Origin of the sequence: Exiguobacterium sp. 8A (assembly GCF_902506275.1) — a bacterium.
GTDB lineage: Bacteria > Bacillota > Bacilli > Exiguobacteriales > Exiguobacteriaceae > Exiguobacterium > Exiguobacterium profundum.
The window spans coordinates 483,810-510,052 of record NZ_LR733630.1; the positions used below are offsets into that span (position 1 = coordinate 483,810).

A 26,243-nucleotide genomic window follows, 5' to 3' on the forward strand; every position below is an offset into this window, starting at 1 on the left:
CCGGCCAAGAGTCATCTCTTGGTCGGGTATTTTCAATTCACTTGAGGAGAGATAATGCCTAAGATGACGGTGTCTTCATATAAGTTATTGATTCGTTTATGTTGACGCAACTGCCCTTCTTTGAGAAGTCCGTTTTTTTCAAGCGAGCGAATCGAACCCAGATTGGACGCAATCGCCGATGCCCAAATCCTATGCAAATGCAGTTCGCTGAATCCATATTGAATCATGCGTTCGATCGCTTCAGTGGCATAACCTTTTCCCCAATATGCGGAACCAATCCAATAACCGAGCTCTCCACGATTGTTGGATTGATCAATTCTTAGCGTGATGGTACCAATCATGCTTTGATTATCACGATGTATGATTTTAAACGGGTATTCTTGTCCTGAACGAATCAATTCATCGTGCTGCCGAATCCATATTTCGGCATATTCTAGTTTGTACGGATAAGGAAGACCTAGTACTGATGTAACAGCCTCATCATTCGCCAATGCCGCAAACTCCAAACTATCCTCGATTGAAAAGGGCTCTAAACTTAATCTTGATGTACGAAGTTGAATCATGAAGGATTCCCTCCTCTCATTATGGTCGAAGACTGATTGTCTTTATATTGCTTCAAAGGAGGAGCAACATAGTCAGAGAGCCTTGTAATCAATTCTGAGATTGAGGCTTCCTTTGATAAAATCTGAAGAGCATCAGCGCTCATGAACTTTTTTTCAATCATATGAGTAAATAATTGTTCAATTAAATCAAAGTAACCGTTCGCATTCAATAAACCACAGGGTTTTTGTAACAATCCGATTTGATTCCACGTAAAGACCTCAAACAATTCTTCTAACGTCCCTGGACCACCTGGGAGTGCCACGAAGGCATCAGCCAACTCCATCATCGTCTCTTTTCGTTCATGCATCGTATCGACGACGATCAAGTCGGTCAAGCTGTCATGGGCAATTTCGCGTTCAAGTAGGACAGTTGGGATGACACCCGTCACTTCGCCCCCATGTAGCAGCACGGCATCAGCCAGCGCCCCCATAATACCTACCTTTCCCCCGCCATAAACGAGGCGGATATTCTGTTCGGCAAGGTATCGTCCTGTCTCTTCGGCGATTTGACGATAAAGTGGATCATTTCCGATACTTGAACCACAAAATATTGCAATCGATTGAATCATTGTATTACCTCCAAGTTAGGACATTTGGGAATTGAAAAGTTGATTTCGCGTACCAAAACGAAGGGCGTATTTTAACAGAATCCCGTTAATAAGGAGAAGCCCCCCAGCTAAGAACAAGAGAAACATTGAATCAATGAAGAAGATGCCGCTCAATTGTGCAATCATCAAGCCGATGACAGGAAGAATAATCAATCCACTCAAATTGTGTGCTTCTTGATATGTGCTGACACGAGTGGAAATGACCAGATTGATGAGAGCCGTAGTCGTCAATAGGATTGGGAGAACGAGAGCCATTAAAATCCACCATTGTGTTGAAGGGAATTGCACAGCAAAATCACGCGAAGTGATTAACATGTTGATGATGAGCGCGTTCATGCCGAAGCAAAAAATTGAAATTAAATATGCCGGGATGATAGAAATCAATAGTTTTGCGATGAACAAATCTCGTATCGAGATAGGTGAGAACAGTAGGCTTTCGAGTGTGTTCTGTTCTTTCTCACTTACAAAACTGTTCGAAGCAATCACTGAACAGGTGATTACAGGAACGAGTAAGAACAGTGTCACGAGCGGGTAGTTCAAGAAGAGATACAGAAGTTGTTCGTTTATGGATAACTGTTGTACCTCTGAGTTAGCAATCGATGTCAAGAAACGATCGAGTAAGTTCAAGATTTCTGGATCTTGAAGCACGGATGCATTGAGTATTGTAATCAACCACGTGACACCGCTTGGAATGATTAGGCCAATCAATAACGGGACGATGATCAGCGTGACGAGCAATATCTTCTTTCGGAAGATTTGCTTGCTATCTTTTTGGATGACGGCAAAAATCGATGCAGTGTTCATAAAGAATCCTCCCGTAGTTTAAAGTAGATATCTTCTAAGTCATTGCCAACGATTCGACATTCGGTCACCGTATAGCCGAATGCAATCAATTCTTTGAGGAATGGCGTGATGAACTGCTCATTTTCAAAAGTGATTTGAATGACTTCTTCGTCAATTTGTTTCCCTGTGAATCCTAAAAGCGACTGGTCCTTTTGCAGTGTAGCGTTCGTTCGAATTTGGACGGTGATGGATGACTGATGTCGACGTCGTAAATCAGATAGCGTCCCTTGTTCAATCAATACACCTTGTTCAATAAACAGGTACGTGTCACATACATTTTCAAGTTGATATAAAAGGTGAGAAGTGATGATGACGGTCGTCCCTTGTGTCTGATTCACAAGCCGGATCATATCAAGTACCTGTCGAATCCCATCAGGATCTAGCCCATTCGTCGGCTCGTCTAAAAATAGGATTTCAGGGTGATGAAGCATTGCTTTGGCAAGTGCCAATCTTTTTTTCATTCCCGTACTGAAGGTATGGACGAGTGTGTCACTGACGTGTTCTAAGTCAAACTGACGAAGTAGTTCGTGGGCGCGTTCTTTCTCTTTGACGCCGTAGAGGGAAGCATAAAACTGTAGGTTTTCAAGCGCGGTCATGTCGGGATAAAGGCCAGCGCTTTCAGTGACGACTCCTGCTTTCGTCCGTAAAGTATCGATACTCTCACCATGATAATGGACGGTGCCACTAGAGGGGGTAATCACCCCGTTCATAATGCGTATCAATGTTGTTTTACCGGCACCGTTCGGTCCGATCAAGCCAATGATTTTCCCGCTTGGGATTTCAAAAGTCATATCGGTCAAGACTTGACGGTGCTCATATGTTTTTGAAACGTTTTGTAACGTCAGCATGGGTCATTCTCCTTTTTGTTTTTTCTAAAGAGGTAGCTCAAAACTATAATAACGATGAATAACACAGCCAGGAAATAACTGCTCAACAGCAATTCTCCAGTCGGGAATGCATAGACTTGATTTCGTTGCAGTGTGATCAACATGAGAGCATGTTGATGTCCCGAGGTGGAATCGTAAGAGACGAGAAATGTGCTGATTGTTAATAATGAATAGTTAAGGCCGAGCCCACCCCAAAGGTTGGATGTATGAAAACGGACCATTAACAACAACGTACCGAGCAACGTATACGTTAATACATAAAAGATAGCAGATATGGAATATCCAAATAAAATGGTGCTTAATCCCGCATGGAATATGATGTACGAAATCAGAGATAGACTGAATGTTTGGTTTCTTCCATATCCAAAATCCTTGGCACGTAGGATGAGGATATGTCGAAAGAAATATTCTTCGAGCGCGGCAACGATTCCTAGTACAGGGAAGTACTTCAAGAAATAAGTGATGGAGGCCTGCCCGGGACTCAGATGAACAATTTCAAAGTAGGTGAGGACGACCATCAACGTACTAAATATGGAGAGACCGATGAACCAGCCCAGGAAGAAGTACTTTAATCCTGTCGGATGAGTTGTGGTGTCAGAATCAGTAATCAATGGTTCAGTCGCCCTTCCCAAAAATAATGCATATAGGGTAAGGATCATATAGTTACTGATGACGAATACATCAACCAGCCCAAAAAAATGTACGAGTTGGTTTATACCAAGTATAAAAAGTAAGGGAAGTAAATACAGCATAGGAGGCTTCATGCGTTTCATCGTCATTGGTTACACCTCCCTGCGTGTATTAACAGCGTCGTAGCCGCATGAAAATCTCATCATCGTCCTGATCCGTCATCACAAAGCCTAATTTTTCATATACATGAAGAGCCCGTTTATTGAACCGATATACAGTTAACGTTAGTTCTTGAATGGGCGAGTGAGTAAAGAGTGTCGCGATTCCTAAATCGAGTGCCTCTTGGCCAAGACCGGACCCACGGCCAGAATGAGCGATGGCAATCCTTACGTTCATGGAGGCACGTTGTTCATCCAACTCATTAAAAACGAGCTCTCCAATCAGTTGATTCGTTTGAGCATCGATGATTGCATAGTCTAGACGTGTGGAGCAGGTTTCATTCCTTTTATACCAAGCGAACACTTTGTTCCACTCGTCAACCGAGTCCGTGCATGTATAGTGTAGAACTTCCGAATCGGTCAAAAGATGTTTAATCGCTTTCTGATCGCCAGGAATTGAGAAAGAGCGAAGTATAATTCGCTCGCCCTCTACAATTCTTTTTAAATGTAGCAAGTCCATCCTAATTCTCCTTTTAAATATCTGCTGTCTTCACTTTTTTAAGAGTTAAATAAAGACAAGCGAGCCCGATAAGCGCCAAAACCGATAGTGAGATCATACTTGTCCCGAGTGGTGTCGATAAAGAGAGTACAATGGCTGCAGCCGTGACGAACGTTGCTGCCGTCGAATACTGTCTCATCCCAAAGTACATTGGAATCAATGATACGAGGCTCAATAGAAGAGCATCGATCAGAATCATGCCAAATGCTTGTAGAATGACAGAGAAGTCAAACGGCGTACTGACAAAGTGAACGATTGGGTTTAAGCCGACTACGCTTACTAAAAGGAAAACCATCGAGAACAGTAGTGTGAAAAAGGTAAACACGATAATCATGAGCGATTTCCGTAACATAATCGATTGTCTTGAGATTGGATACGTGAACATAAGCGAAATTGTCTTATGACGAAACTCATCGATCACCAATCGAGAGAGTAAAATAGCCGAGAAAATCAATCCCAAGGGGCGGATAAAGGATGTTGCAGCCATTAAAACGGTTTGATAGTTCGGGAATGCTTCTTGATTTTCTAAATGACGGACCGCAAACACGAGCGCGACCAAAAGTAACAGACAGACAATGTTTGCAATCAACAGTCCACCCATCAAGTTTTTCAGTCGATGTTTTTTCATTTCCAAGCCGATAAATTGCATCATCGAATGATTCCTCCTTCCATTTTTTCAATGAAGTAATCTTCTAAGGAATGACGTTTATTCACAACTTCGATAATATCGATTCCGTTTAAAATCAAAGTTTTCGTAAGAAGCTGTTGATTGAGATTCGAGTCGTTGATTTGGAGTTTTGTTGAATCGAGCACGGTGATGTTCACTAGACTGAATTTTTCCTGAAGCAATTTTGAAGCTTGATACGCGTTCGATACATGGAAGATTGTTGATGCACCAGATGAACGTAACTCTTCAATGGTGACTTCTTCAATCAGTTTTCCGTTTTGAATGATTCCGACCGTGTCGGCGACATGCTCAATCTCACCTAAAATATGACTTGAGATAAAGAGTGTCATTCCAAACTCTTCTTGTAGAAACTTAAAGATTCTTCGCATTTCTTTGATTGCTACTGGATCTAATCCATTAATCGGTTCATCTAAGATCAATAGTTTCGGACGGGTGACGATTGCCCGAGCTAGACCGAGACGTTGTTTCATCCCGAGTGAATACGATTGGACTGGTTTGTCGCCGACCTGGGCTAATCCGACGAGCTCTAATGCGCTCGGAATGAAGGATGTTTGTTTGTATCCCATGTAGGCGCAGTGTAACTCGAGTGTCTCTTTGGCGCTGAGGTGTCCATACAAAATCGGATACTCGATGATGGACCCGACGTTCCGCAACAGTTCAAATGAGTCTGCTTTTAAGGGTTCTCCGAACAACTCGACTTCACCCGAAGTGGGATAGACTAAGTTGGTCATCATTTTCATCAGTGTCGTTTTTCCCGCTCCGTTAGGACCTAAAAATCCATAGATTTCTCCGGCTTGAATGGACAAGTTGACGTGATCGACAGACATGTGGTCGCCGAATTTTTTTGTAATGTTTTTGGTTCGTAATATGGTGTTCAATGAAGTAACCTCCTTTTTGATGTCTTCACTATACAAACTGTCAGTAACATACAAAGAGTACATTCGGTCACCATGAAGTAATCTTATCGATTTTAAGATTTTAAGATTTTGATTTAAGATTTTGAGAGGTGTTCGTGTAAGAGGACCCATTTCTTCGTTAAATCATTCTTCCTATAAATATTTGTGGCTTTCCCTTGTCCTTCGATCAGTTGCCCATTTTGTATTCCTTTGAAATGATAGGTATAGATAACTAACAATACAGTCTCGTTTGTATCGACGTATGTATATTGAACATCCCTGACCGAGTAATCTTCATCTTGGATGGCTTTCCAATTTGAAGTGAAATAGGCTTTGATTTCATCCATCTGATCACGGAGTTGACCGTTGAAGATATGGCTGAAGGAAGAGTCCAGGTGGGGGAGTACCTTTTCAAATTCATGTGTGTTCGTGGCAGCTATGTATTGATTTAAAGATGTTAGCGGCATGACGATGTTCTCCTTTTTGAATCGAGTATGGGTTATGACTTTCTCATGACTTTCGTTAATGAATGTCCCCTACTTTTATTCGTTACGATTGATGTAGCGATTAAATCATAAGGAGGGAACCAGATGCGTACGCAGACATCAGCCAAAAAAGGACTAGAGCAAGTGATTCGTATGATGGGGGTAATATTTTTCAGCTTGATTGTTGTGTTAGGACCAATGGTTGGATTAGTTGGTTTATGGCTAGGCGTCTTGATTGCAGTCCTTGCATTCATAGCGTCGCCAGTTTTGGCCATGATTCAGCTTTCTATGGGATATCCTAGCCATTTTTCTGATATAGAGACGCTCGTCATCGCTTCGATGTTATGTGCGCTCGGATTGGCTATATTGCCAGTCACTATCAAAGCCACAAAACTGATTCGAATCATTATCTCTGGCTACGTGACGCTTTGTAAACGAGTCATCGAGTGACAGCATGACAGCAGTTCAGGCTCACATACTGTCTTTCGTAGCTTAATAGTGTAGGCGCTTTCGATTCTATCGATTAAAATAAGAGTAAGTCGAACAAGTCATATGTGGTAGTGTATGAGAGTCATCAAAGAGTCATTTTGTGAGGTGTTGATTACCGTGAAGGCACAAATGAAATGGTATTGGGTAGATTGGTTTATTCTGGGCTTGAGAACGGTAAACTTTATGATTGTGATTCTGAACCTTTGGCAGATGGTTGATCAGTCTCCATATACCACAATCCTATTCGGAGCGTTATTGGCTTATTCAGTTCCCCAGATTTTTTATCTTCCTAGCTTCATCAAACCGTACCTGTTTTTAATGTTAGAGGTGCTCTTGAGCACAACTTTGGTCATCTCACTACTTCAGGTCAACGTCGATTCTATCGCCTATATCACGATCCCGATTTTCGTCATCACATACGTTGCGATTCGAGTCAGAAGTTATGGTCTGTTGACCTTTTTGATTTCGGTGATGATTCTAGCACTTGTGGCACTAGGCGAGATTCGCAGTGAAGCGCTCTTAGGTGTTATCTTGAACAATGTGGTCTTCATTGGATTTGGAGTATCTTTCGCGTTGTTCATCAACCAGCGCGAGACAATCAATGCTGTGGTCACTACATTAGAACGTACGAATCACGAGTTGAGGAACTACACGGAAGAAATTGAGCGCCTTACTGTTTTGGAAGAACGAAATCGAATTTCAAAAGAACTACATGACGTAGTCGGTCATTCTATCACGGCCACGACGATTGGGATGGAGGCAGTGGCTACCACTATGAAAAAAAATCCAGATCTAGCTGCGAATCATTTACAGAATCTGATTACACATAGTAGAGGAGCACTAAACGAATTTCGAGGCGTAGTCCACCAAATGAATACGGATGAGTTGAATAAATCGTTGGACGTTTTGTTGCATGGAATTATTGAACGATTCCATATCCAAACATCCGTGCGAGTTGATCATCAGTTCAACTTGAACCAGTCGCACTATACACATCAAGAAAAAATTGTGTTCATGCGCTGTCTGCAAGAAGCTTTAACAAATGCTGTTCGCCATGGTCAGGCCACAACGATTTCTGTTGAACTACATGACGATAACATGGTACTTGAACTAATCATCAAGGATAACGGTCGAGGTATTCACGGCTCAGATGAGGGGTTCGGATTAAAAACGATGCGTCAGCGAATGAATAGTATTAACGGGACGCTTGAAATCAATCCAATCACTCGAGGCGGGACACAAGTCATTTGCCGATTGGATACGCAAGGAGGGGGATAACATGGAAGAAATCAAGCTAATGATTGTAGACGATCAAGAACTCATTCGCTCTAGCCTTTCAATGGTATTGGCAACCGATGACGAGATCACAGTTGTCGGAACCGCACAAAACGGGAAAGAGGCCATTGATGTCGCACGTCTCACTCAACCAGATGTTATTTTAATGGATATCAATATGCCAGTGATGAATGGGATTGATGCTACCAAATATATTTTGAGTCATGAGATGGCACATAACATCATCATTTTGACGACATTCCAAGAGATGGAATATGTGCTCGAGGCCCTACAGGTCGGTGCGTCAGGCTATCTGTTAAAAGCAATTGATACTAAGGATTTGATTGCTGGAATCAAGTTGGTACACCGTGGCGGTACGTTAATCAATCATGACGTTGCAAAAATTTTGTTCACTGAACATTTAAGTGGTGAGTTAAATGGTGTCTCAAAAGGGATGGTTCGTTATCAACTCAGTCAACGAGAGCAAGAGGTACTCAAGTGCTTGGCTCAAGGACTTACCAATCAAGACATCTCGGAGAAATTGTTCTTATCGATTGGTACCGTTAAAAACTACGTGTCTAGACTTTATGATAAATTAGACGTTGCGAACCGGATCGAAGCGATTCAAAAAGCAAGTCGTGAAAAACTGCTGTAGAAAAATGAGCATGGAAACTCAGGGTTTGAGTCTCCATGCTCATTTTTCTTTACTCTCAAAGAAGAAGCGAAGGAGGTCTTCTTTGTTTACTAATTTCAATAAACAATCGATTTCTTTTAAGCTCAATTGTTCTTGCGTACGGAGTAGTGCACATAGTCGAATCCAGTTTTCTAATTCACTTAACCGAATGATCGATTTAGATGTGTAAATGGTGTAGTAGAGACGACAAATTCGGACGCGTGTTTCATCAGTCAGTAAGTCATCGCCAGCGGTCCGCATCAGGAGTAGCGTACGTGCGACATCTGCAATTGGGGGGCCGCTGGTTGCATCATTCCAATCAATGACAACCAAGTCGTTCGTGGAGGTTTTTAAAATGTTTTGGGGGTGAAAATCTCCGTGAAGTAAATGGGATGAAGAGCTTGGATGACTGATGACTTGGCTGAACAAGTCTTCTCCTTGTTGCTTCATGTCTGCAGGTAACATACCGAGCTTATCTTGTATCACCTCGTAAAGCGAAGGTACGCTCTTCACAGTTTGACGATGAACTGTCAATTGTAATTCAGCCAATTGAGCGATGAAGGATTCAGAAGAGGTGACCGTGAAATCATGAAGAAAATCTGTTCCCTGTATAAACTCCATTTCGATATACCGTTCTGAATCTGAACAAAATAGAGTATAGATTTTTGGTGTTTTGACATCTATGGCCTCGATCGATTTACCAATCAGGTATTCTTTCATAATCATTTCGATTGGTACGTGGGTCTTGAATACTTTACGAATCCGCTCATTAGAGACGGCATACAATTCAGCAGTATTGCCTTCTCCTACTTTATTCAGCTTCATGGCATACATCTCCCTTCTCTTTGTTCCCAGTATAAATGATTGAATCATGAAACAGGTTGTACTCGAGAAATAGGTGACAAACCAATGACTTATGTACAAAGACGAGTGACCATCAGATGACATACAATAAATCCATTCGAAAAACTAAGGAGGCGTTATTGATGTGGGAGAAATACGAGTGGACGAATAAACCGAAGCAAGTTGTCATTGAAAAAAATCAACTTTATTTTAAAACGGAGCGAGATACTGATTTCTGGAGAAACACACACTATCACTTCAATCGCATGAACGGTCATGCTTTTTTAAGGGAAGTTGAGGCTCAGGCATTCACATGTCGACTTAAAATTCGTATGGAGCCCAAACACAAGTATGATCAGGCTGGGATTTATCTGTGCCGCGATGATGATCATTGGTTAAAGACATCAGTCGAATTTATACCTGATGGTCCATCTCATTTAGGGGCTGTGGTCACGAGCTACGGATACTCAGATTGGTCCACCAGAGACTTTTCAAATCAAGACGTGCGAGATATCTTAGAATTTGAAATCGAGTACGACCAGGGCGACGTCCAAGTCTTCTTTTTACATCGGGATGGGACGAAAGAACAGTTACGAATCGCTCACTTGCACCGAAACACAGCAACGGAAACTGTTAAAATTGGACCGTACGCATGCAGCCCGAACCTTGATCAGTCAGGTTGTCCCGTTGAAGTTCTTGAATTCGAAGTGAGTATAAGATGATCACGTCGGACGATCTAGAATTAATGGAGGCAGCAAAGCATATTATTAAAGAACGTTACGTGGACGGAAAACATCATATTGGAGCTGCCATCAGGTTGATGAACGGTGAGATTGTTTCTGCGGTCCATTTAGAAGCTTATATTGGCAGAGTCTCTGTTTGTGCTGAAGCAATCGCCATCGGAATAGTGAAGTCTCATCATACGTCGGCAATCGATACCATCGTCGCCGTCCGTCATCCGGCGGAGGACGAGTCAAATCAAATCATACGTGTAGTTAGTCCGTGCGGGATTTGTCGCGAATTAATATCGGACTTCGCCCCGGCTTGTAATGTGTTATTGGAGGACGAAGGAGTCATCCGAAAAGTTCCTGTTCGAACACTTTTACCGTTAAAATATCACCGAGAATAAGAAGCAAGAATCTGTTCCAAGGACGGGACAGATTCTTTTTTTGTTAAAAAGTCATTCACGATCATGACTTTGTTTATATATATGGCGTTACTTTTTGTTCTTATGATGAAAAAGAAGACACAATCCGACACGACGTTGAAAAGCGCCTGTTGAGTCTTCTCATACAGTGATGGGTAGGTAGAATTTTCGAAAGAGAAGGTGTGACAATTGAAAAAAACACGAAAGAAACTGATGCTCGTTTATGTAGTTCTCATTGCACTTGTTTTAGGCGTCAATCACATAATGATGTCTCCAGTACCCGTGCCCCAAGAACAAGGTTCGAGTGCTGAATTCATCGCCGACAATGCGATTGCACATATTCGGCAAATCGCAGAAAAACCTCGGCCGGTAGGATCAGCCTATCTAGGTGAAGTAAGAGACTATATAAAATCTCATATCGATGAGCAGGGGCTTGATGTAAAAGAAGAAGTGCACTCACTATATTCTGATCGAGAAGGGAAACAGGTGAAAATCCACAACCTCACCACCCGCATCAAGGGAACGGATAGCACTGGAGATATCATTGTCATGGCCCATTATGATTCATACAAAGAATCACCTGGGGCAAACGATAATGGGGCCAATGTTTCCATTATGTTAGAGATGATCGAGTTGTTGCAGAAATCAGAACCCTTAAAAAATGATATCGTCTTCTTTTTCACAGATGGTGAAGAACTTGGGGGGCTCGGTTCGAAAGAATTCGTAAAACAAAACGTTCTCGATAACGTGGAACTTGTCATCAACCTCGAGGCACGAGGGTCGAAAGGGAAATCCCTCTTATTTGAGACGAGCCCAGGGAATGCGGGTTTGATGAAGGAATTTTTAGAAGCCACGAGCAAGCCGTACGCCTACTCGTTTGCAAATGATTTTACTGAGTTGATGGCTCTTTTCGGGACGTATACGGACTATACACCGTTCAAAGAAAAAGGCGTTGCAGGACTGAATCTCGCCTATTTGGGGGGTTCTGAAGTATATGACAATAAACATGACACGATTGAAAGTTTGACTCCTTCTTCCATCCAACATAATGGATTTTATGGGATGGAGCTCGTGAATCACTTTGGAAATCTTAATTTGGATAGAGTCTCTGAGAACGATGGAAATGCGAACTACTTTAACTTGTTTGGCTATCATGTCGTTCAATATTCACAAGATTTGGACGTGTGGATTAGTTTGTTAGCCATCTTGTCGGGACTATTCGCTCTTCGGGTGTCGACACGCAGGAATCATTCGACGATTCGGAAAAGTCTTGTATGGCCGCTGACAATTTTAAGTGCCATGCTAGCTATCGTCGTTGTCGTTTCTACACTAGTCTTGATCATTGCTCAAATTCAACTCGGAAATCCCTTGTTCGCCGTACTCGGAGGCATATTGGCAGTCATGGTGCTTGTGACGATTGGTTGGTTCCTTGTTAAGAATGATAAATGGAAACGATATATGCAACGAATGAAAGCAATGACGATGTGGGATGTCGTCAACGGCAGTCTCATATTGCTGGCTTTGTTCACGGTGGTTTCGCTATTCATAACGAACATGAATTATTTGTTTGCATGGCCACTGCTACTCAGTTCGATGTGCATCGTCATCTACGTGACATCCCGACCCCAATCTGTCTTTGGTTTCATCTGGTCACTTACAATTTCTATACCGATTACGTTGCTACTGTTCGGTTTCTTTTCATTCATGGTGTATTTGCCGGGCTTACTGAGCTATCCAATCATTTTCTTAGGAGCGTTAATCTATGCACCAACGTTATGGCCAAGTTTTATGTTGCGTCACTCTGAAGAAATTCATTAATTTTTGACACGATGTGCTGAGAGCGTCTAAATAAGACGGTTCAGCACATTTTTACATAAAAATTAATTATGACTTTCTAGTGACTTAAGGGACTAATCTTAGTGATAGGAGGACCGGTATAGTGAGAGTAAGAAAAGATTAAATATAGGAGGCCATCATGAAAAAAGTAAGACTTTCAATTTTGTTTGGGATATTAAGTGCCCTTGGGATTTATTTTATTGCTGAGTCGACATTGAGTAATCTATTGCCAGAAAACACAGATCTCACGTTACCGACCGTATTGCTCACCGGACAGACGTTCTTAATGGTGACCATTTTATCAATCCTTGGTTTGAATATGTTGCCAAAGACAGGACTTCGCTTGTATCAGGCATCATCTAATGGCACTGTCTGGATCAAAGCAGCACTTGCCGGAGTCGGAGTTGGTTTTTTCATTCAAGCGTTAGATGCCCTTTATTTTGCTGATCGATTGGAGGCAATGAATGGATATCAGCCAGAATCTTCGCTGTCTGCAATGCTTGGTGGGGTTCTGTACGGTGGTGTAGGGGAAGAAGTTCTCATTCGTTTATTTTTGATGACACTGATTGTTTGGATGGTTACCAAACTAAAACGTGGTGCGGCCCCATCCAATATGGTGTATATCGTAGCCATTCTCATTTCAAGCTTAGTTTTTGCAATCGGTCATCTACCAGCCAACTTGAACTTCTTCGGTGAATTATCGACGATGGTTGTCTTCCGGGCACTCTTGTTGAATGGAGTGGGCGGCATCCTGTTTGGATGGCTGTATTGGAAGCACGGGTTGGTGTTAGCTATATTTGCTCATATGATTGCTCACATCAGTATGCACCTCATCTTCATTCCGATTTTATTCTGATTAAAAGGATGATTCACATGCAAATTCAGGAACCCTTGATTCAACATTTCTCTCAATTGACCAAATTATATGAGGAGTACCTCATGTTCTATAATATACGGAAACCTGAGAAAGAGATTTCGAGTTTTATTCAAGCACGAATTTTACGTAGGGAGTCACTGGTTTGGATTTGCATCGATGATCAAAATGATGAAGTATTAGGATTTGTAAATGTATATCCACATTTCTCTACATTAACTTTAGGTTCTGTTTGGATACTGAATGACCTTTTTGTAAAGGAGAGCGGTAGAGGAAAAGGAATTGGTAAGGCACTGATTTTAAAAGTTCTAGAAGAAGCGACTAAGCAAGAAATTAGATCAGTTCACTTAGAAACCCATCATGAAAACCATGCAGCTCAAAAGTTATATCATAGCTTGAACTTTAAGTTGAACCGGCATTTTCTTCATTATGATTATTCAGTATAGAAGGCATTTTACATTAGTTTTCTGAATGATCATAGTATAGGTTCAATGACTAATCAATAATTCAGATTGATAATAATTTATTTTTGCGCATAGAGTTTGCATCGTAAATCAGCATTCAAATTTTAAACTGAATCTGCCGAATGAATTGTTTTAATTAAATGCCTATGTTTTTAAAGCTAATATAATTTGACTTCGGTCTTGGTCCGAAGTCATTTTTTTCAATACTTATGTTCATTATCAAAATAATCCATCTCAAGTATGGAGTATTGAATGGAAATAAACTGCAAATATTTTGGGATGAGTGTCAATACGTTCTTTCAGAAGTTTTATTTCAAAGAAATTGATTCAATTTTGATTTGAAGATGTTACATTTCCACTAAAAAATATATTTTTTCGTTTGTCACAAATCCGCCATATGTAAACGATTACGATGTGAACACTCTGTCAATTCATGCAAGACAGGATTGCCAACAGAGACTGTACAGTTTATATTGTTAATGATTTCACATATTAGAACTGATACTTTCCTATTTAATTATTCAGAAAGAAGGGTTTGTGACATGGCATCAATGGAAATCCATGCACTCGAATCATTACGGAAAAAAGCACAGGCTTCCTCGCAAATGATTCATTATCGTCCAATGGAATACTTTTTACGGGCGATGTTAGCCGGGATCTTTATCGGCTTTGCTTCAATCTTCACGTTGAAAGTCGTCAACGGTATGTATTTAGCGGAATCTCCGTTCACGACACTCATCGGGGGCTTCTCGTTCGGGATCGCGCTCGTCATGATTATCTATGGGGGAGCGGAGTTGTTCACGGGGAATACGATGTATTTCACAACGTCGACGCTTCGCGGTTATACGACGCTTAGTGACACGATGCTCGTCTGGTTGCTTTGCTTCGTCGGGAACGCACTCGGGGGAATCCTATTCGCGTTACTACTTGCACCGACTGGCGTCATCCAAGAACTCGGGATGAACAACTGGTTGTTCTCCGTTGTTGAAAGTAAAATGCACCATACGACGGTCGAAATTTTCTTCCGCGCCATCTTCTGTAACTGGATGGTCTGTCTCGCTATTTTCTTACCGAAACAAATGAAAAATGAGTTCGCTCAAATCTTCTCGATGATCTTCCTTGTCGCGGTCTTCTTCGCTTCAGGATTCGACCACGTCATCGCCAACTTCGTCTTGTTCGCCTTGACGCTCGTCGTCCCACACCCTGAGACGATCAGCATGGCAGGTGCGATTCATAACTTGATTCCTGCGACGTTCGGTAACATCATCGGTGGAGCGCTCTTCATGGGAGCCATCTATACGTGGTTGAACTCGAAAGGTCTCCGTGAAGCACAAGAATTAGAAGAAGAAGTCGAATTAAAAGTTGTCAAAGCTGTTAAATAAATGATGTTTGTCACATATAACGTAGAGCCTTGTCTTACCGAAGACGAGGCTCTTTTTTATCGTATGACCACACGTAAACTGTCACAATATCGACTCGTGACCATCGAGAAAAACACATGCCATAATCTATATATAGGATTCTTAAAACGAATATGAATGTTTTGAATCCATATATAGTGAGGTGATGGGTTTTGAAATTACTGCAGTTGTATGAGGACGTCTGTGTCTTACCAGACCAAGACTTGGTACAAGAGAATGCGAACGTGGACGGCAAATCCCCGCTCGGGAAACTAGCACGACTCTCTTCGGAAGTGTCGAAAGAATTATCGCAGACGTATTTGATGTCGGAGCGATCAAAACAGGCCGTCACTGATAACTATTTATATGTGCACGACGCCGACTATTACATCACTGGCTCGACGACATGTTGTCAAATTCCACTCGGTCAATTATTAAAAGATGGATTCCATACGGGGCATGGAACAATCAGGTCACCAAAGGACATTCGCTCCGCCATGGCACTCGCATCGATCATCCTTCAAGCGAATCAAAATATGCAACACGGGGGGCAGGCGTTCCCGATGTTTGACGTCGACTTGGCACCGTACGTCGAGAAGACATATGAGCGTCAACTGAGCCGACTTCAATCATTACCCGTTGACTGGGACGATGCGCAATTGGAGACACTCGCGGAAGAAGAGACGATCTCGGCGACGTATCAGGCGTGTGAGGCGTTCATTCACAATGCGAACTCGATGCACTCACGAGGTGGCGGTCAAGTCCCGTTCGTCTCGATCAATTACGGGACGGACACATCAAAGTGGGGACGTATCCTCATTCGAGAGCTACTTCGTGCCACGGAACGTGGGTTAGGGAACGGGGAGACTCCGATTTTTCCGATTCAAATCTTTAAAGTGAAGGAAGGAATCAACTTTCGTGAGGACGATCCGAACGTCGATCTTTTCCGTGAAGCGTGTCGGGTCACAGGAAAACGGCTATTTCCGAATTTTTCCTTCATCGATGCCCCGTTCAATGCCGCTTACTATGATGGGACGCATGCATCTGAAGTGGCATATATGGGTTGCCGCACTCGGGTCATGGGAAACCGACACGGAGAAGAGACGTCGATCGGTCGTGGCAATCTTTCCTTTTCCACACTCAACTTGGTGAAGATGGCACTTGTCTCGGAGTCGATCTCGGATTTTTACAGCATTCTCAACCGATATGTCGACATCGGGATCGAACAGTTGGTCGAGCGTTTCGAATATCAATGTACGCGTCGCGCTGAAGAATTTCGTTTCCTCTACACACAAGGTGTCTGGCGTGGAAGTGAGCAGTTACATATTCATGATGAAGTCCGAGACGTATTGAAACAAGGAACGCTTTCACTCGGTTTCATCGGACTCGCTGAAACGTTGAAGGTGTTGACGGGAGGTACACATGCTGAGTCGCGTGAAGCGGAGCGACTCGGTCTTGACATCGTCACGCATTTGGCCAATCGCATGCGTGCGGCAGCCGAAACGTACGACTTGAACTTTTCGTTGCTCGCGACACCGGCAGAAGGATTGTCAGGTAAATTTGTGACGCGAGACCAGGAAACGTTTGGGATGATTGAAGGTGTCACTAATCGTGCCTTTTATACAAATTCATTCCACGTGCCGGTCTATCAGTCTGTATCAATTCGTGAGAAAATCCGAATCGAGGCACCGTATCACGCATTGTGTGACGCGGGACATATTTCATATGTCGAAGTCGATGGGTCACTTGCCCACAATGCGGAAGCGGTGGAATCGATTGTCCGCTTGATGCGACAGCATGATATCGGCTACGGTTCCATCAATCATCCGGTCGATCGTTGCGGAAATTGTGGGTTAGAAGGACTGATTGACGATGCCTGTCCGACGTGTGGCGAGGATACAAACATTGAACGAATCCGCCGCATCACCGGTTATTTGGTCGGGACGATGGACCGTTGGAATACGGCGAAGCGAGAAGAAGAGCGGGCGAGGGTGAAACACGATGCGCATTCTATCCGTCGTTGAAGAATCCGTCGTTGACGGACCGGGGATTCGGACGGTCATCTTTACTGCTGGCTGTCCGCATCACTGTAAAGGGTGTCACAATCCTTCCTCGTGGAATCCAACCGGGGGTGAGGATGTCGAAGTAGAGGAACTTGTTCAGCGCGTCAAGCTCAGTGGTTGGGACGGGGTGACCATTTCTGGAGGCGAACCGTTTCTTCAATCGTCAGCGTTAGCAAAACTCGTCACGGCATGTAAGTCGCTCGGTAAAAATGTGTGGGTGTATACGGGTTATACGCTCGAACAGTTGGAAGCGAAGCACGACGAAGCGATTCAAACCGTATTGGACTACGCCGATGTGCTCGTCGACGGTCGTTACGAGCAGTCGCTACGAGATATGGGACTTCGTTTTCGAGGATCGAGTAATCAACGGATCATCTTTTTGAATAAAGTATAATCGAGGCAGAGATGTCTCGATTTTTTGTATAATGATGAAAAAGGGGGAGTTTTAATGAAATGGTGTAGTTTTGAGATGCAGGAAGAGCAACGAGTGGGGATTGTCAAAGGCGATTTCGTTTTTGATGTCAGCAATCAAGTACATACGACAAATTTATTAGAAGTGATCGCGCGTGAGTTCGAACCAGATATCGATTTGGACGTGGCGCCCTCATACCGAATGACGGATGTGAAACTACTCGCCCCGTACCTTCCATTGAAAAACGTGATTTGTATCGGCAAGAACTACGAAGAACACGTGAAAGAGATGGATACAGCAGGAGCAGGGAAACTCGTCATCTTCACGAAAGCACCGACCTCGGTCGTTGGTCCGGAAGCGGTCATTGAGCGTCATCCTGAATTGACGGACAAACTTGACTATGAAGGTGAGCTCGCCGTCATCATCGGCAAGTCTGGACGAGACATCGAAGCGGTCGAGGAGCACATTTTCGGTTACACCATTCTAAACGATGTGACGGCTCGAGACGTGCAAAAAGAACATGTCCAATTCTTCCGTGGCAAGTCGTTCGATACGTTTTGTCCGATGGGACCGTTCGTCGTCACACCGGACGAGCTCCAGTTCCCTCTCCAAATCAAAACAAGTGTCAATGGGGAGACGCGTCAAGATGGGACGACAGCCGATATGATTCGTCCGATTGATGAACTCATTCGTACACTGTCGAAAGGCATGACGCTCGAAGCGGGCGACGTCATCGCGACGGGTACACCAGCCGGAGTTGGGCACGGGATGACGCCACCGACGTATCTACAAACGGGAGACACGGTCGAAGTGACGATTGAAGGTCTCGGTACGTTAAGAAATGTGATTGTCTGAATGAAATGACGTAAAATGTGAAGAATCTTGTAATTCATTTATCATTTTATAAATGAGTGTTCCTCTTCGTTATAGTAAGGGTAGAAGATAACACAGAGGAGATGAATCATTATGGATCGTCACGATCAATCAAATGAACACGATCAATTACATGAATCAGAGCAACAAAAAGATTGGTTAGATACAGAACTCGGTTCATCCAACCGAGAAGAGACAAAAGTACGAACACAATCAAAACCGTCATTCGTCAGCCGTATGTTCCCGGGACTTGTCGGTGGAGTCATCGGAGCGTTGTTGACGGGCGCAATCGCATATCCGTTCATCGACCAACCCGCGACGAGTGTGAGTGACACGAACGTGACCTCGCAAGGGACTCCGGTCCAAACGTCATCGAACGTATCCGATTCTTCGGTCACAAATGCCGTCGCGACCGCTCAACCGGCCGTCGTGACTGTAAACAACTTCGCCCAAAGCGGATTCTCGAGTGAAGCGGTCGAGGCTGGAGTCGGATCGGGCGTCATCTATAAAAAAGAAGGCGACTCAGCATATATCGCGACGAACCATCATGTCGTCAACGGGGCTGATAAATTGACGGTCACTTTCAATGACGGGACGACTGCGGAAGCGACACTCATGGGAAGTGACGCGACGTATGACTTGGCCGTCTTAAAAGTAGACGCTGATAAGGTACCGGCCGTTATTTCAATCGGGAAATCAAGTGAGTTGAAACCGGGACAAACGGTCATCGCCATCGGGAATCCACTCGGACAATTCGAGAACTCCGTGACGCGCGGTGTCGTCTCGTCGACGTCTCGTCTCGTACCGGTCGATACAGATGAGAACGGACAGGCCGACTTCAACGCCGAGGTCATTCAAACGGATGCGGCCATCAACCCAGGTAACTCAGGTGGTGCGTTAATCAATGAAGAAGGACAACTCGTCGGGATCAACTCGATGAAAATTGCGACAGCAGAAGTTGAAGGGGTCGGATTCTCAATCCCGGTCGACATCGCGTTGCCGCTCATCAATCAAATTGAACAGACGGGAGAAGTGAATCATCCGTCACTCGGCGTCTCACTTCGTGACGTATCAGAGTTCCCTCCAGGTTACTTGACGGAACAAATCAACTTACCTGAATCGGTGACTGCCGGAACGATCATCGTGGAAGTGCAACAAAATAGTTCAGCTGCGAAAGCGGGTCTTGAGGCACGTGACGTCATCGTAAAAATCAATGACAAAGACGTCAGCTCGTTCATTGATCTCCGTAGTGAATTGATTCGAGATACAGACGGAACGGTCGACATCGAATATATCCGGGACGGAAAAACGGAGACGGTTCAAGTCGAGATTCAAAATGCGAACGGTTCTGCATTGTAAAAGGTGGGCAATATGCCCGCCTTTTTTGCTATGCTTATACAAAAGGAGGATGAGTTATGGTACGAAATTTATATGGGGTGTTACTCTTCGGGGCAGGGGTATTACATTTTGTCAAAGAGAAGGCGTTCATGTCGATTATTCCGAAATCTTGGCCGTTCCGCCGCTTGATGGTGCAACTAAGCGGAGTCGTTGAAGTCGTCTTCGGGGCGATGCTCTTACTGAACAAGGGGACGACGTTCGTAAAGAAAACGCTACCGGCATTCTTTATCGCCGTCTTCCCAGCCAATATCAACATGGCGGTCAAACCTTCTAGAATCGGTGGGAAAGTCATTCCGAAATGGGTTACATGGGGACGACTCCCGCTTCAATGGATTCTTATCAAAGGTGTCAAAAAAATCTAAAGGTGTGGAGATACATATGACAAACGTACTCAAGTGGTTTGAACATTTTCATGCTCATCCAGAAATCAGTTGGAAAGAAGTCGAGACGACTCGAACAATCGCATCCATCTTATCAGACTGGTCGATTCCCCATCGAACGTTTGAGAACGTGACCGGAGTAATCGCGGAGATTGGATCGGGAGAAGAGGTGATTGCGGTCCGAGCCGATATCGACGCGTTATGGCAACAAGTGGACGGTACGTTTCGAGCGAACCATTCATGTGGGCACGACGCGAACATCAGTATGGTGCTCGGTGCGCTCGAACAGTTGAAAGACGAAGCGTTACAAAAGCGAATCCGTTTCATCTTCCAACCTGCCGAAGAGCAAGGAAACGGGTCGCTCGCCATGATTGAGCGTGGCGCGTTAGAAGACGTGACGCAACTGTTTGGGATCCATTTACGTCCACAAGAAGAGTTGAAGAAAGGCCAATACGCGGCGGCAATTCAACATGGGGCTGCCTTCTTCCTAAAAGGAGAAGTGCTTGGAGATGATGCCCATGGAGCGAGACCACATCAAGGGCAGAATGCACTCGATGTCATCTTCACGATTCAACACATGCTCAAAAGCATTTACTTGTCACCGTTTGAGCCACACTCCGTCAAGTTGACAAAAGTCCATGCTGGAAGTGACAACATGAACATCATTCCAGGAAATGCGACGTTCTCGATTGATGTCCGTGCTCAACAAAATGAGGAATTGCTCGAACTGCGAAATCGTGTCGAAGACATGCTACTCCATGTCGGGCAGCTTCATCGTGTGAAACTGGAATGGGAGTGGCAAGACTTCACACCGGGAGCGGTCGTTGGGGAACAGTCAAGTCAGATTGCGAAGCAGGCGATTGAGCAACGCTTCGGTCAGTCGGCTCTCGTCGAGAGAATTGTCACGTCAGGTAGCGATGATTTTCATTTCTATACCGTCGAGAAACCGTCACTTGATGCGACGATGATTGGAATCGGCGCTGATTTAGGTCCAGGCCTTCATCATCCGCATATGACGTTTGACCATGACGCGTTAGAAGATGGGGCACGCCTACTTGCGGATGCGCTCCGAATTGCAGCAACATAATTCAGAATGAGTGTGATAGACAGATGTCTGTCCACTCATTTTGTTATTGCATCACATAAGTGTAAGCGCTATCATAACGTTATTAGCGACAATATAACGACAATTCTGAATTTTCGCTATAGGGGAGGAAATTAGATGGAAACAACGGGGAACAAGCAAGACATGAAGTTAGGGTGGGCACTCTTGCCACTTGGGGTGATGATCGTCGTCATGCTCATCTCAATCGTTAAGCTCGGTCAAGGACCACACATCCCGCTCATCGTCGGAACGGCAGTCGCTTCAATCGTCGCCTGGCGTCACGGGTTCAAGTGGAAAGAAATTGAAGAGATGATGTATAAGGGGATTCGACTCGCCTTGCCGGCAGTCGTAATCATCATTTTGGTCGGGTTGACGATTGGAGCATGGATCGGTGGAGGCATTGTTGCCACGATGATCTATTTCGGATTGAAAATCATCTCGCCGGCATACTTTTTGTTAACCATTTGCCTCATCTGTGCGGTCGTCGCCCTTTCGATCGGGAGCTCATGGTCGACGATGGGGACGATTGGAGTAGCGGGGATGGGCATCGGGCTGAGTATGGGGATACCAGCGCCGATGGTAGCGGGGGCTGTCATCTCTGGTGCATATTTTGGGGACAAGATGTCTCCATTGTCAGACACGACAAACTTGGCGGCCGGCTTGACTCATACTAATTTATTCGTACATATCCGGCACATGTTATATACGACGATTCCAGGACTTATCATCGCGCTAGGGGTATACGCTTGGCTAGGTAGACGGTTCGCAGATTCGACGACGGACTCTTCAGAGATCACACAGACGCTTAACATTCTTGAAGATAGTTTTGTCATCTCACCATGGTTACTCATCGTCCCACTAGCTGTCATTTTGCTCGTTGCAAAGAAGGTGCCAGCGATTCCGGCGCTCGTCGTCGGGATTGCACTGGGCTTCTTGGCTCAAGTGTTCATTCAAGGTGGAACGCTCGCTGACAGCGTAGGCGCTCTTCAGAGTGGTTATGTCATCGAGACGGGAAATGAACTGGTCGATAACCTCTTCAGTAGAGGTGGTCTTGATGCGATGATGTACACGGTCTCGATGACCATCGTCGCGATGACGTTCGGGGGGATTTTAGAATATTCGGGAATGCTACAATCTATTATGAACCAAATTTTGAAATTGGCGAAAACGGCAGGTTCGTTGATTGCTTCAACGATTTTAGCTGGGATTGCAACGAATGCGACGTGTTCGGAGCAGTACATCTCAATCGTCGTCCCGTCGAGAATGTTTGCTGGAGCATATGAAAAAATGGGACTACAGTCGAAAAACTTATCTCGTGCCCTCGAGGATGGAGGGACGTTGACATCCGTTTTTATACCGTGGAACACGTGTGGGGTATTCATCCTCGGCACACTTGGGGTCGGAGCTTTCGAATATGCACCGTACGCCGTCTTGAACTTCATCGTACCAGTCATCTCGATTGTATATGCCTTTACGGGATATACGATTGAGCGCATGGCAGTCATCCAACAGGAAGAACCTGTCGCGGAACAAGCGGCTCAATAAAACGATTCCCGGTCGTCAATCGACCGGGAATTGAAATTTATAGACGGTACGCGGACGACCTTGGCTGTAGCTCATCTCTTCGCCAATCCGATGAACAAGTTTTGCATCAACCAATTTTTTGATGAGTCGCTCTGTCGTACGACGTGTCACGTTTAAATGGTCGGTCAACTCTTTCGCTGTAAACTCGAGATGGTCCGTTGAAAAGTGAATGAGCTTTTCGATATTAATCGGACTCATACCCGTCTGCTTCATCATGTCATAGACACGCGTTTGCGTGACACGGAAATGAATCGGTGCCGGTTGATCGGTGAACGTCATTCGTTTTGAATCGTCGACGATTCGTATAGTGGAATTACTTGTCGTATGAAGTGCAAGTTCGGCATGCTCAATGGCACGTTGATAATCGGACCCATACCCGATACCTACATGACCAGGAGTTTCCTCTGGCAAGATGAAACCGTTTGACATAGCGGATTCAATCTTTCCTTTACTCGATAATAGGATGATGCCGTCTTGAGTGGACTCCATCAATTTACCACCGAAATAATGATGTTTTGTCGTATGGTTGAGCGTATCTTCACTTGCATCCGAGTAGAAGAGCACAGCGAGTTGTGACTGGTCCGATTTGTTCAAACGAATCTGTTGAATAAAATCATGGAAGTGGGGGAGAATTCTCTCTTCTGGCTCTATCATGAGCTGACTAGCAAAACCATTTTCCACTAAGTGTCGATGGACTCGTTCGACACTTGTCAAGGCGAATCGAGTCGTCCCAGTTCGTTGAAGTTGCTCATGAAACGAAATCAACTCTTCGAAATTCATATACGGACTGAGTTCTTTCACTTGCGGTGGCGACATGTGGCTTGGAAACGATGCTAAAATCGAATCAAGTCGTGACGCATCAACGAGATCGATAGAGAGATGTTCGAGTCGGAGCTGTTGTGTCAATGTCACATATAAGAGTGACGTCAATAACACGACATCATCTTGAACGACGTGATGGGCAAATGGAAGGGTCACTTCCTCCGTCGCATACGTATAAGGGAATGAACCGGAAAAGAACACTCCGTCGAAAAATAGGAGATGCGTAGCGATGTCTTTCGCTTCTCGCGGGTCATCATAAGGAAATCCCTCGATTCGAACATCGGGTAAGGAAGAACCGTTCTGTACCTGTTGTATAAACGATGGTGAGCCGACAACGGCGATATGGATGGACATGTAAAATCCCCCTTGCAATTTAGCGACTATATAACGACAATATAGAGGAAAGGACAGTTGAAGTAAAGGAGTGATGAACATGAATATTCAAAAAATAGAAATTTTCTCGGTTCGCTTTCCATTAAAGGTACCATTCATCGTCAGTTATCACCATTATGATGATATGCCTTCTGTCATCGTCAAAATGACAACCGCATGTGGACTTGTCGGTTATGGAGAAGCCGTGGCGGATGAGCATGTGACGGGTGAGTCCGCTGAGAGCACGGTCAGTGTACTCCGTCATCTATTGGCTCCGCTCTTAATCGGAAAAAATCCGATGCACCTAGAGCATATTCATGACGAGATGGACCGTGCGATTCGTGGTGTTCCGGCTGCCAAAGCAGCACTTGATATCGCGTGTCATGATGTGATCGGGAAAAAGCTGAATCAACCAATCTACGAATGGATTGGCGGTCGGTACCATGAATCATTCCCAGTCACTCACGTCTTGAGTATCGGAGAGCCGAGCCATATGGCACAAGAGGCACTCGAACAAATGAAACGAGGCTATACAGCAGTGAAGATGAAGGTCGGAGTCGATGTGCAAACGGACGTGGCGCGTGTCAAGGCGGTACGGGAAGCGGTAGGAAATGACGTGCCGATTCGAGTCGACGTTAACCAGGGATGGATCAACGCGGCCAATACGGTTCAAGCCATGCGTCTACTCGAACCGTATGGAATCGACTGGGTCGAACAACCGGTCAAGGCGGAAGATTTTGAAGGCATGCTCGAAGTGAAACAAAAAATCTCAGTCCCGCTCATGATGGATGAAGGGTTGAAAGATATTCACGATATGAGACGCTTGACGATGATGCAGGCAGCCCATAAAGCGAACATCAAGCTGATGAAGTGCGGTGGCATCTATCCAGCGAAGAAGTTGGTCCATATGGCGGAGATGTCCGGAATCGAATGCCAGATTGGTTCTATGGTCGAATCCTCCATTGCATCGAGTGCAGGATTCCATGTCGCTTTCTCGAGTAAAATCGTGAAGACGGTCGAGTTGACGGGTCCGCTCCGGTTCGGGAAAGATGTAGGAAACTTATCATATGATTTACCAATCATCTCGCTGAACGATCGTCCGGGACTCGGTATTGACGTCGATGAGGACGTGTTACGTGAATTGACGACGGAATCTTACGTGGTTGGAGATGAGTCGCATGTGGCAAGGTGAGATCAAAGACCTTTCACTTCATGTATGCGTCCTAGGCTTGTCGGATTTACCGGAACTGTTAGCCGTTCAAGATACGGTCATTCAGGCGTTGGCTGAACCGGAGCACTATCAATCGTTATCGGTTGAAGAGTTCACGAAACTGTTGACGGATCAGACGTTGATTGGGGCAAAAGCAGATGGTCGGATTATCGCGTTCCGAGCGATGCTCATCCCACCGATTGATGCGGAGCATCTAGGGCGAGATATCGGATGGCCGGAGGATTCGCTTGAACGTGTCCTGTATCAGGAAGTGACGAACGTCCATCCAGACTTCCGTGGATATGGACTACAGACACATTTAGGCAAACTGTTGATGGCACAAGTGGAATCGGATGATCGATTCGATGTCGTCTGTGCGACTGTCGCACCGTTCAATATTCCAAGCATGAAAGACAAGTTCACGCTTGGACTCCGAATCGGGGCGTTGAAAGAAAAGTATGGCGGGAAACTCCGCTATATCTTTTACAAAGAGATGCATCGTTCGTGGCATCCCACATCAGAAGTGATGGATGTGCCGATGAAAGAACGGATGAAACAAGTTGAGTTACTCCAAACTGGTTGGATCGGGACGGGCATGATGAAACAAGGGGAACAGTGGATTGTTCGATATGAGAAGTAAAAAATCCTCGTCAAGCTGACGAGGATT

The 26,243-nt window shown here is 44.6% G+C and carries 29 protein-coding genes; 18 read left to right on the plus strand and 11 right to left on the minus strand.

Annotation, left to right across the window (positions count from 1 at the left end; genetic code table 11):
• Positions 1–32 precede the first annotated feature (32 nt).
• From GVY42_RS02495 to GVY42_RS02535, 9 genes are all read right to left on the minus strand, one after another.
• Positions 33–563: a GNAT family N-acetyltransferase gene (locus GVY42_RS02495; RefSeq protein WP_159562191.1), complete on the minus strand. Its 531-nt coding sequence runs from the start codon at positions 561–563 to the stop codon at positions 33–35.
• Positions 560–1,171 carry a TIGR00730 family Rossman fold protein gene (locus tag GVY42_RS02500; RefSeq protein ID WP_371729463.1) on the minus strand — a complete coding sequence of 204 codons (612 nt, stop codon included), beginning with the start codon at positions 1,169–1,171 and terminating at the stop codon, positions 560–562. Before GVY42_RS02500 ends, GVY42_RS02495 begins: the two co-directional genes overlap by 4 nt.
• 15 nt (positions 1,172–1,186) lie before the next feature.
• The gene (locus tag GVY42_RS02505) at positions 1,187–2,014 is read right to left on the minus strand and encodes an ABC transporter permease subunit (RefSeq protein ID WP_159562192.1); all 828 of its coding nucleotides are present in this window, start codon (positions 2,012–2,014) and stop codon (positions 1,187–1,189) included.
• Positions 2,011–2,901, minus strand: coding sequence for a heme ABC exporter ATP-binding protein CcmA (ccmA, locus tag GVY42_RS02510; RefSeq protein ID WP_159562193.1), 891 nt, complete (start codon positions 2,899–2,901; stop codon positions 2,011–2,013). The genes GVY42_RS02505 and ccmA overlap by 4 nt, the downstream gene beginning before the upstream one ends.
• On the minus strand, positions 2,895–3,719 hold the full coding sequence (locus GVY42_RS02515; RefSeq protein ID WP_159562194.1) for a hypothetical protein: 825 nt from the start codon (positions 3,717–3,719) through the stop codon (positions 2,895–2,897). Before GVY42_RS02515 ends, ccmA begins: the two co-directional genes overlap by 7 nt.
• A 22-nt stretch (positions 3,720–3,741) precedes the next feature.
• The gene (locus GVY42_RS02520) at positions 3,742–4,248 is read right to left on the minus strand and encodes a GNAT family N-acetyltransferase (RefSeq protein ID WP_159562195.1); all 507 of its coding nucleotides are present in this window, start codon (positions 4,246–4,248) and stop codon (positions 3,742–3,744) included.
• 13 nt (positions 4,249–4,261) lie between these two features.
• On the minus strand, positions 4,262–4,939 hold the full coding sequence (locus GVY42_RS02525) for an ABC transporter permease (protein ID WP_159562196.1): 678 nt from the start codon (positions 4,937–4,939) through the stop codon (positions 4,262–4,264).
• Positions 4,936–5,853, minus strand: coding sequence for an ABC transporter ATP-binding protein (locus tag GVY42_RS02530; RefSeq protein WP_159562197.1), 918 nt, complete (start codon positions 5,851–5,853; stop codon positions 4,936–4,938). Before GVY42_RS02530 ends, GVY42_RS02525 begins: the two co-directional genes overlap by 4 nt.
• Before the next feature lie 113 nt (positions 5,854–5,966).
• Positions 5,967–6,338 carry a nuclear transport factor 2 family protein gene (locus GVY42_RS02535; protein WP_159562198.1) on the minus strand — a complete coding sequence of 124 codons (372 nt, stop codon included), beginning with the start codon at positions 6,336–6,338 and terminating at the stop codon, positions 5,967–5,969.
• A 123-nt stretch (positions 6,339–6,461) separates the two neighbouring features.
• Here GVY42_RS02535 and GVY42_RS02540 point away from each other — a divergent pair, with 123 nt between their 5' ends.
• The 3 genes from GVY42_RS02540 (at position 6,462) to GVY42_RS02550 (ending at position 8,775) form a co-directional block, all read left to right on the plus strand.
• Positions 6,462–6,806 (plus strand): HAAS domain-containing protein, encoded by a 345-nt coding sequence (locus GVY42_RS02540; RefSeq protein ID WP_159562199.1) that lies wholly within the window; start codon positions 6,462–6,464, stop codon positions 6,804–6,806.
• A gap of 114 nt (positions 6,807–6,920) precedes the next feature.
• Positions 6,921–8,123 carry a sensor histidine kinase gene (locus GVY42_RS02545; protein WP_159562200.1) on the plus strand — a complete coding sequence of 401 codons (1,203 nt, stop codon included), beginning with the start codon at positions 6,921–6,923 and terminating at the stop codon, positions 8,121–8,123.
• A 1-nt stretch (position 8,124) separates the two neighbouring features.
• Complete coding sequence (locus GVY42_RS02550; protein ID WP_159562201.1) at positions 8,125–8,775, plus strand: response regulator transcription factor; 651 nt, start codon at positions 8,125–8,127, stop codon at positions 8,773–8,775.
• 39 nt (positions 8,776–8,814) lie between these two features.
• On the opposite strand, the gene GVY42_RS02555 is transcribed toward GVY42_RS02550, so the two are convergent.
• A complete protein-coding gene (locus GVY42_RS02555) occupies positions 8,815–9,618 on the minus strand; it encodes an aminoglycoside phosphotransferase family protein (protein WP_159562202.1) in 804 nt (267 codons plus the stop codon).
• Positions 9,619–9,779: 161 nt separating this feature from the next.
• On the opposite strand from GVY42_RS02555, the gene GVY42_RS02560 reads away from it, so the two are divergent.
• The 13 genes from GVY42_RS02560 to nhaC all read left to right on the plus strand — a co-directional run bounded on the left by GVY42_RS02560 (position 9,780) and on the right by nhaC (position 23,133).
• Positions 9,780–10,358 carry a DUF1349 domain-containing protein gene (locus GVY42_RS02560; protein WP_159562203.1) on the plus strand — a complete coding sequence of 193 codons (579 nt, stop codon included), beginning with the start codon at positions 9,780–9,782 and terminating at the stop codon, positions 10,356–10,358.
• Positions 10,355–10,765 (plus strand): cytidine deaminase, encoded by a 411-nt coding sequence (locus GVY42_RS02565; protein WP_159562204.1) that lies wholly within the window; start codon positions 10,355–10,357, stop codon positions 10,763–10,765. Before GVY42_RS02560 ends, GVY42_RS02565 begins: the two co-directional genes overlap by 4 nt.
• A gap of 207 nt (positions 10,766–10,972) precedes the next feature.
• Positions 10,973–12,601, plus strand: a complete 1,629-nt coding sequence (locus GVY42_RS02570) for a M28 family peptidase (RefSeq protein ID WP_159562205.1) — start codon at positions 10,973–10,975, stop codon at positions 12,599–12,601.
• Positions 12,602–12,758: 157 nt separating this feature from the next.
• Complete coding sequence (locus GVY42_RS02575; protein WP_159562206.1) at positions 12,759–13,475, plus strand: type II CAAX prenyl endopeptidase Rce1 family protein; 717 nt, start codon at positions 12,759–12,761, stop codon at positions 13,473–13,475.
• A gap of 17 nt (positions 13,476–13,492) precedes the next feature.
• Positions 13,493–13,939 (plus strand): GNAT family N-acetyltransferase, encoded by a 447-nt coding sequence (locus GVY42_RS02580; RefSeq protein WP_159562207.1) that lies wholly within the window; start codon positions 13,493–13,495, stop codon positions 13,937–13,939.
• Between the two features lie 569 nt (positions 13,940–14,508).
• A complete protein-coding gene (locus GVY42_RS02585) occupies positions 14,509–15,339 on the plus strand; it encodes a formate/nitrite transporter family protein (RefSeq protein WP_041918029.1) in 831 nt (276 codons plus the stop codon).
• A gap of 191 nt (positions 15,340–15,530) precedes the next feature.
• Entirely contained in the window at positions 15,531–17,381 is a 1,851-nt protein-coding gene (locus GVY42_RS02590) for an anaerobic ribonucleoside triphosphate reductase (protein ID WP_159562208.1), read from the plus strand.
• A complete protein-coding gene (gene nrdG / locus GVY42_RS02595) occupies positions 17,359–17,814 on the plus strand; it encodes an anaerobic ribonucleoside-triphosphate reductase activating protein (protein ID WP_159562209.1) in 456 nt (151 codons plus the stop codon). The genes GVY42_RS02590 and nrdG overlap by 23 nt, the downstream gene beginning before the upstream one ends.
• Before the next feature lie 54 nt (positions 17,815–17,868).
• Entirely contained in the window at positions 17,869–18,687 is an 819-nt protein-coding gene (locus GVY42_RS02600; protein ID WP_159562210.1) for a fumarylacetoacetate hydrolase family protein, read from the plus strand.
• Between the two features lie 111 nt (positions 18,688–18,798).
• Complete coding sequence (locus GVY42_RS02605; protein WP_159562211.1) at positions 18,799–20,064, plus strand: S1C family serine protease; 1,266 nt, start codon at positions 18,799–18,801, stop codon at positions 20,062–20,064.
• A 56-nt stretch (positions 20,065–20,120) separates the two neighbouring features.
• A complete protein-coding gene (locus GVY42_RS02610; RefSeq protein WP_074037122.1) occupies positions 20,121–20,465 on the plus strand; it encodes a hypothetical protein in 345 nt (114 codons plus the stop codon).
• Between the two features lie 16 nt (positions 20,466–20,481).
• A complete protein-coding gene (locus GVY42_RS02615; protein WP_159562212.1) occupies positions 20,482–21,570 on the plus strand; it encodes an amidohydrolase in 1,089 nt (362 codons plus the stop codon).
• A 162-nt stretch (positions 21,571–21,732) separates the two neighbouring features.
• A complete protein-coding gene (nhaC, locus tag GVY42_RS02620) occupies positions 21,733–23,133 on the plus strand; it encodes a Na+/H+ antiporter NhaC (RefSeq protein WP_371730215.1) in 1,401 nt (466 codons plus the stop codon).
• Between the two features lie 15 nt (positions 23,134–23,148).
• On the opposite strand, the gene GVY42_RS02625 is transcribed toward nhaC, so the two are convergent.
• On the minus strand, positions 23,149–24,348 hold the full coding sequence (locus tag GVY42_RS02625; RefSeq protein WP_159562214.1) for a hypothetical protein: 1,200 nt from the start codon (positions 24,346–24,348) through the stop codon (positions 23,149–23,151).
• Positions 24,349–24,427: 79 nt separating this feature from the next.
• Here GVY42_RS02625 and GVY42_RS02630 point away from each other — a divergent pair, with 79 nt between their 5' ends.
• On the plus strand, positions 24,428–25,558 hold the full coding sequence (locus tag GVY42_RS02630) for a mandelate racemase/muconate lactonizing enzyme family protein (RefSeq protein ID WP_159562215.1): 1,131 nt from the start codon (positions 24,428–24,430) through the stop codon (positions 25,556–25,558).
• Positions 25,545–26,216 (plus strand): hypothetical protein, encoded by a 672-nt coding sequence (locus GVY42_RS02635; RefSeq protein ID WP_159562216.1) that lies wholly within the window; start codon positions 25,545–25,547, stop codon positions 26,214–26,216. The genes GVY42_RS02630 and GVY42_RS02635 overlap by 14 nt, the downstream gene beginning before the upstream one ends.
• Positions 26,217–26,243 lie beyond the last annotated feature (27 nt).